The 6,801-nt window shown below is 35.6% G+C and carries 5 protein-coding genes, 1 pseudogene and 1 riboswitch; of the genes and pseudogenes, 3 read left to right on the forward strand and 3 right to left on the reverse strand.

The window, feature by feature from the left end; all coding sequences use genetic code 11:
• The first annotated feature begins 27 nt into the window (after nucleotides 1–27).
• From DFR57_RS15285 to DFR57_RS15295, 3 genes are all read left to right on the forward strand, one after another.
• Nucleotides 28–768 carry an SDR family NAD(P)-dependent oxidoreductase gene (locus DFR57_RS15285; protein WP_114354086.1) on the forward strand — a complete coding sequence of 247 codons (741 nt, stop codon included), beginning with the start codon at nucleotides 28–30 and terminating at the stop codon, nucleotides 766–768.
• A 390-nt stretch (nucleotides 769–1,158) separates the two neighbouring features.
• Nucleotides 1,159–1,259, forward strand: a riboswitch (TPP riboswitch).
• A gap of 131 nt (nucleotides 1,260–1,390) precedes the next feature.
• On the forward strand, nucleotides 1,391–2,143 hold the full coding sequence (locus DFR57_RS15290; RefSeq protein ID WP_114354087.1) for a 3-oxoacyl-ACP reductase: 753 nt from the start codon (nucleotides 1,391–1,393) through the stop codon (nucleotides 2,141–2,143).
• Between the two features lie 77 nt (nucleotides 2,144–2,220).
• Complete coding sequence (locus tag DFR57_RS15295; RefSeq protein WP_114354088.1) at nucleotides 2,221–3,528, forward strand: LLM class flavin-dependent oxidoreductase; 1,308 nt, start codon at nucleotides 2,221–2,223, stop codon at nucleotides 3,526–3,528.
• Between the two features lie 304 nt (nucleotides 3,529–3,832).
• On the opposite strand, the gene DFR57_RS15300 is transcribed toward DFR57_RS15295, so the two are convergent.
• From DFR57_RS15300 to DFR57_RS15310, 3 genes and pseudogenes are all read right to left on the reverse strand, one after another.
• A complete protein-coding gene (locus tag DFR57_RS15300; RefSeq protein WP_114354089.1) occupies nucleotides 3,833–4,738 on the reverse strand; it encodes a zf-HC2 domain-containing protein in 906 nt (301 codons plus the stop codon).
• Nucleotides 4,738–5,220: an RNA polymerase sigma factor gene (locus tag DFR57_RS15305; RefSeq protein ID WP_114354090.1), complete on the reverse strand. Its 483-nt coding sequence runs from the start codon at nucleotides 5,218–5,220 to the stop codon at nucleotides 4,738–4,740. Before DFR57_RS15305 ends, DFR57_RS15300 begins: the two co-directional genes overlap by 1 nt.
• A gap of 839 nt (nucleotides 5,221–6,059) precedes the next feature.
• Nucleotides 6,060–6,541, reverse strand: a pseudogene (locus tag DFR57_RS15310) (N-acetyltransferase family protein).
• Nucleotides 6,542–6,801 lie beyond the last annotated feature (260 nt).

Genomic DNA, 6,801 nt, shown 5'->3' on the forward strand with positions numbered 1-6,801 from the left:
AAAAAATAAATCTAAGGAGATGTTAACATGTTTAAAGACAAAGTTGCGATTATCACAGGTGGCGGTGGCGGAATCGGATTAGCTACGGCTCAAATGCTAGCTGCAAAAGGGGCAAATGTACTTATCACGGGACGTACCAAAGTCAAATTGGAAGAAGCTGCAGCTACTCACCCGAACATCAAGGCATTTGTGGCAGACGCTAGTGATCCAGAATCAGCAGCAAAAACGGTTGAAGCAGCGCTTGGATATTGGGGGCGTATTGATATTCTCGTGAATAATGCTGGCGGTGGTGCCATTCAGCCACTCGAAAATGCGAATGCCGAATCGGTAAATGATATTTTCGCTATAAATGTCACGGGACCGATATTACTTGCCTCAGCTGCGCTACCGAGCCTGGCAGAAACGAAAGGTACAATCATCAACATATCCAGTACCTACGGAAGTAAGGCTGGAGCTGGGTTATCGCTGTATGGCGCAAGTAAGGCTGCTATTGAACATCTGACTCGCAGCTGGGCTCTTGAGCTCGCTCCGAAGGGAATTCGTGTAAATTCGATCGCGAGCGGTCCTGTCGAAACAGCATTTCTTAAAGAACGTTTAGGACTTAGTGACGATCAAATCAATGTAGTTAAGGAGCAGGAGCGTAATGCAATCCCACTAGGGCGTCGTGGTGTACCGGATGATGTAGCAGCATGGATTGTTAATTTGGCTGAATCAGATTGGGTAACAGGACAAATCATCGCAGTTGACGGTGGACTCGTTATTTCTTGATCCGCTCTCTATACCCGGGAACGGGGAAACTTCTCAGAGATAAAAAAAGAACCCTTTGCAATAATGGCATTTAGTTAAGGGCAAAAAATCAAGAACGGAGCAGGTTATCGAGAAGATACCCCGCTCTCTTTTTTATGCAAAAAATAAAATTAGGAAATATTTACTCGAAATCTTAGTTCTGCAAAAGTCTATTTAAAAGTGATGATAACCCATGTGGAGTGTGTCATTGATAGAGTAATAATAGCCAGTTATCAATAGCTTTCAACATGAAAGTGTGTTTAATGGTCCATCGAACAGTTATATTCAACTTGATGAAATTGTGCGTTAAAATTACAAACAACTTTAACTTGACATGTTTTTCCAAAACCTATAACATTTAATATAACTTAATACATGCACTAGGGGTGTTATTTAACTGAGATGAGTATATACTCAAACCCTTTGAACCTGAACTAGCTGAAACTAGCGTAGGAAAGTGTAAACTTTAATACATAATTAAAGAACGAGTGTGTCTCATTCTTAAGATGTCATTATTTGTTTTTACGCAGCTTTCCTAAAGGGATGGTTGCGTTTTTTTGTTTTATCTATCTTCATCAAAATTAAAAATATAGGAGTTGTTAAGATGAGTAGAACAGTATTAGTAACAGGTGGTAGTAGAGGTTTAGGCGCAACTATTGTAAAGACATTGGTGCAACAAGGGTTTCAAGTGGTTATCAATTACTATAAAAGTAAAGATGCAGCTGAGAAGCTCGCTTCTGATGCTGGTGAAGAAAATGCTATTGCAATTCAGGCTGATGTAACAATTCGTGAAGAAGTAGATCAAATGATTAAAAAAGCAACGGAACATTTTGGTCAAATAGATGTTGTCGTCAACAATGCATTGGTAGACTTCAAATTCGATCCGACTAAACAAAAACCTTTTACAGAACTGGTTTGGGATGATTATCAAAAACAACTAGATGGCACTATAAAAGCAGCATTTAATATAATTCAAAGTGTTGTCCCTCAATTTATTGAACGAAAAAACGGAAGTGTGATTAGCATAGGAACGAATTTATATCAAAATCCTGTTGTACCTTATCATGAATATACGACAGCTAAAGCCGGATTAATCGGTTTCACACGTAATATTGCTGCTGAATTAGGAACATTTGGCGTGAAAGCGAATGTCGTTTCAGGTGGACTATTAAAAACTACAGATGCAAGTGCTGTTACAACACCAGAAGTGTTCGACTTAATTGCGCAATCAACGCCATTAAAGAAAGTAACAACACCTCAGGATGTAGCTAATATGGTTGCTTTTTTAGCTTCAGAAAAAGCGAATGGAATTACTGGACAAAACTTCACAGTAGACGGCGGATTAACAATGAACTAATCGATCAAATTATAGTATAAGGTATTGTAAAAAAGGATTACGAAAAACAATTTTCATAGATTTTGAGGTGTTTCCCAATGACAGGAAATAAAAATAAACAACTACATATAGGAGTTTTGCTATATGGTTGCGGACATCATCAAGCCGCTTGGTTGCAGCCTGATTCTAGCGTTGAACAAGTCGGAGATATTGCTTATTATCAATCGCTAGCACAGTTAGCAGAGAGGGGTTACTTTGACGCCGTTTTCTTTGCTGACAATCAATCATTCCCAGCGAACGATCCTAGCGTGATGCCAGCATTTTGGTTAGATCCGATTGTTAATTTAACAGCGATTTCGCAAGTGACCACACATGTAGGATTGGTTACAACAATTTCAAGTACGTTTTCCAATCCTTTTACAGCTGCACGACAACTATTAAGTTTGGATCATATTACAAAAGGACGAGTTGGTTGGAATCTTGTTACGTCCATGACTGATTTAGAGGCATTAAATCATAGTATGAGAGAACTACCACCTCATGCCGAACGCTATGCAAAAGCAGACGAGTTCGCTGATTTAATGAATAAGCTATTCGTTTCGTGGGACAGTAAGGATTTTTTACATAATCGTGAAGAAAGGAAATTGATCAACCCATCTAGTATTCGATCCTTTAATCACGATGGTACTTATTTTAAAGTCCAGGGTCCTTCCACCACCCCAAAAAGTCCCCAAGGAAAGCCAGTAGCTATGCAGGCAGGCGCCTCTACTCACGGTGTTGCCCTAGCTGCCAGATATGCGGATGCAGTTTATTCCGTGTCGTGGAATTTAAAGCAAGCAAGAAAATTTCGTAACAAAATAAATGAAAAGGTTAAACAAAGTGAACACAACAATAAACATATTAAAGTATTTCCAGGCTTAGTAACCTATGTAGGTAAAACTTATGAAGAAGCTTTAGCCAAAAAAGCAGCCTTAGATGAGCAATTACCTCTTGAAACAGCTTTAAAACAGCTGAGTTTCTTTATTCAACAAGACTGTTCTAATTGGGAAATCGATAAAAAAGTACCTCAATTACCCCCAGTAGAAGAATTTACTGGTCCAGTGGGTCGTTATGAAACTATACTAGAAATTATTAATGATAAAAATCCTACAGTAAGAGAATTATTAGGTTATCTTAATGCAGGAGGCGGACACCACACACTCTTAGGTACTCCCGAGCAAATAGTGGACCAGATGGAAGTCTGGCTTGAAGCTGGTGTAGCTGACGGATTTAATCTAATGCCTCCTACTTTACCTGGTAGTTTAGAAGACTTTGTAGAATTAATTGTTCCTGAAATGCAAAAAAGAGGAATTTCCAGAAAAAAATATGATGGCCATACCTTTCGCGAGCATTTAGGATTAACCTAATAATCAAGTAAAGAAGGTACCGCTTAAAAGTGCCCCCTCGGGGATCAAAAAACCTCGGACCATGCGTCCGAGGTTTACATAAAACACATTTCAATATTTAAATACACTCCACATGGCTCGAGAGAACAGCATTGATGTCTTTCGAACCGCCTGTTCTCGGAAATAAATCCACCGTATTTTTTCATTCGAGGTATGCGGGTACATATCCACAGCCAATATCACCAATAAAAATAAATCTGCCCGTGTAAATGATATCTTTTATTTGAACCTATTAGCAAAATCTATCCCAAAAGGGGGGTCATACTTAACGATCCTCATATTTTTTATTTCTATACTGTCTAATTAAGTTTACAGCCATTAGAAAAGCAATATATAGCGGAATCATAACTAACAATATTGCATAAAAATCCCGTGTCGCAGTATATGATGAAGTTGTAAATCCTTTAATAATCAAATGACCTAATAGGTAGGATACCGGTAAAAAGAAAACTTTCATTGTAAAATTAAGCACTTTTTTATTACGATACAATATAAGCATAATTAATCCACAAGTTGCAGCAAATACTATAGCAATAAGTGCGTAATAAGATAAAAATAGTCTTGGTAATGTAACAATCCCGCCGTTTGGATTTATATCTTTACCATACATCAATATATCTTGACTTCCATCTGTATGGTAATAATATACAGAAACAACATTCTCGCCATTTGGATTTAAAATAGTATTATTTGTATTAGATTTTTTTATATTTCTATTCCATATGCTATCCCATGTAGTAATGTGATAGACATAACCAGTGTTGTCATCAGCAGGATATCTATCAATGTCATATCCATATACAGTGTCCTCAAATTGAGCGAGCACAGACCCATTTCCAATCTCATTTATTGTTACACTTCTTTCGCTAAATGGAAGATACTCTGGCGCGGTCAGTAAAGCAATTGTTATAACAAAAAGCGTAATTGAAAACATCATTGAGAATATTGCCGTCAGAAATTTCTTCTTGCGTAATGTTGATTTTATCTTTAGTAAAGGAGAGGTATTCCTATCTACTGGAATCTTATTAAAAGTACGCATCTCATTAAGATAACTCTTGCATTCCTGACACTGCTCAATATGTTCTTCAACCATAACACATGAGTCATCACTAAGCATATTTTCTAAATATAGAGGCAACACATCTTTAATAACATTACATGTGACTTTCATCAATAATCCCTCATTTCTGCTCTTATCTTATTTCTAGCTCTATGAAAAGTGACACAAGCCCAATTATCTGTTTTACCAAACAAACTGCCAATCTGCTTAAAGCTCAGTTCTCCAAAAACTCTTAGAGAAAATACTTCCTTATATGGCTCAGATAAGTTATGGAGAATTTCATGAATTTTCATCGACTCTTCAAGTGAAAACACCGATTTTTCTATATCAAAATCATCTTTCTTTTCAGGTACTGAGTCTAGCTCTATTAAATTCTTATGTTTCCTTATATATGAATAATATGAGTTTTTGGCTATTTGAAATAGCCACACCTTGATATCACAATTTCCTTTAAAGCTTTCAATGGACTTAATCGCTTTTATAAATGTTTCAGATGTCAAATCTTCTGCTATATGTTTATCTTTTGATAGACTATATATGAAGAAGTAAACATCCTTAAAATAGTTATTATAAATCTCCTCAAGCTCTGTCACTTTTTCACCTCCTACCTATAAGACGCACGGGATTTAATATTCTTACAATAAATTATAAAAAATCTCAAGGTTTTAGTAATCCTTGAGATTTAAAAATATATTTGAGATAAACACTTACATCCATCCTATATCCACGACTCTACGGATGTTATCTGTTCTGTCCACTCAAACCTACTTCACTTTTTAATTCAATTTTTATCACTCGATATGTTCCCCCAAATGTAAAAACATACTTGAGTTCGAGTAAACAAGATAGATGCACTCATTCAACCCCAGTATAATCAAGGGGTACATCAAGACCACCGTCTCAACATGTAAGAAGTGTAGGTGGCAGACATAATTTTAGATGTAGTGGTGTTTACTTCAATAATTTATATTTTTTCTAAATCTGATTCGTTTCCCTCTTCTTATTTATTTAGAAAAACTTAAATCTAAACGAATCATGTGTTATTAAAAAAACTAATTTTACTTCTCTAGTTTCAAGTTTGAGTAAACTGAAAAATCATAGTCTTCTCCCAAAATGCTTCTGAATAAAGATGCAAAGTCATCTTTATTCCGTTTAAAATTTCTCCTACCTTAAATTTGATTATTGTAATTACTAACTTTAAGTACAATTATTCACATTAATTAACTTTTCACAGTTTATTTATCTTCAAGTTCTTTTACTCTTTTTTCCAATTTTTCTATTTTTGAAAATGCAAACGATGCAATGCTTAAAGCTCCTGCCGCAACAGAAAACGCAATAATTACCATAGTATCCATAACTATTTCACCTCGTATTCATTCAATTCTAGCCTTCCAGTAGCGTTATTGAATTTTTGCACCCGTTGGCTTAATAACTACACTTTTAAAACCATCCGTATAGTCTTCAAGATATGACCATCAAAATTATCATCAAATTCTTCAACCGTCTTAAATCCTTTTGCTTCATAAAAAGTATTTCCAATTGTATTTTCCTTTTCTACATCAATATAAATTACCCTTATTCCATCTATACTCCTAACGCCTTCTTTTAATAAGGCTGTTCCTATTCCCTTACCCTGATAGTTTGAATAAAGATATATTGCACTTAATTCTACTTCTCCTTGGTTAGATGGAGAGAAGTTAGCAAAACCTACAATATTATTGTCTGTTTCTGCAACAAATAGAAAAGACCCACTCAGACGTTTCTCCATCATCTCATCGCTGTATGCTGAGTTTAAAAATTTTTTTGTATCCCTTTCGGAATTATTCCTTTATACGTTTCATTCCAGCTTTTTTTAGCTACATCTTGAACCTGATCTATATCTGCTTTTACCATTTCACGGATTACAAAACTCACATATACCATGCCTCCAGTAAATACATTAATTTAGTAACGATTGTTTCTAATTAAAATATTCTGATCCTTTAGTTCAATATCTTTTTAAATTAATTTTAACATAATATTCCAACAATCTGCCCACAAAAAAGACCACCCAATTAATGATAGTCTTGTTCAACTCTTGCACCCGTTACTTGAATAAGCCAAAAAAGACGGTCAAGTAGTGACCGCCCTTTTACTCATACATTAACTTTATAATTCAGTGCTAATTCATCTCC

It is taken from the genome of Saliterribacillus persicus, from assembly GCF_003337485.1.
Taxonomy (GTDB): domain Bacteria; phylum Bacillota; class Bacilli; order Bacillales; family Amphibacillaceae; genus Saliterribacillus; species Saliterribacillus persicus.